Origin of the sequence: Mesorhizobium sp. M2E.F.Ca.ET.209.01.1.1 (assembly GCF_004010375.2) — a bacterium.
Lineage (GTDB): Bacteria > Pseudomonadota > Alphaproteobacteria > Rhizobiales > Rhizobiaceae > Mesorhizobium.
In genome coordinates this window covers 1-339 of sequence record NZ_SADP02000638.1, presented here as the reverse complement: position 1 = coordinate 339, position 339 = coordinate 1, and the positions used below count along the sequence as shown (strand labels likewise).

The following is a 339-nucleotide window of genomic DNA, read 5'->3' as shown; positions in this document are numbered from 1 at the left end:
ACGTGCACAAGGATGGCAAGACGCAGATGGAGCTGGCTGAAAGCGTCGACAGAAAGGACGCCAAGACCTGGACCGTGAAGCTGCGCAGAGGCGTCACCTTCCATGACGGCAAGGACCTCACCGCCGACGACGTGGTCTTCTCGCTGAAGCGTCATCTGGACAAAGCGGTCGGCTCCAAGGTCGCCAAGATCGCCGCGCAGATGACCGGCTTCAAGGCGGTAGACAAGTCGACCGTGGAAATCACGCTTGCCGATCCGAATGCGGACCTGCCGACCATACTGGCGCTGCATCATTTCATGATCGTCCAGAACGGCACGACTGATTTCTCAAAAGGCAACG

Annotated in this window: 1 protein-coding gene; it reads left to right on the top strand. The window is 58.7% G+C overall.

Annotation, left to right across the window (positions count from 1 at the left end):
* The coding region (locus EN852_RS37240) for an ABC transporter substrate-binding protein (RefSeq protein WP_246694540.1) at positions 1-339 on the top strand (339 nt) is incomplete at both ends.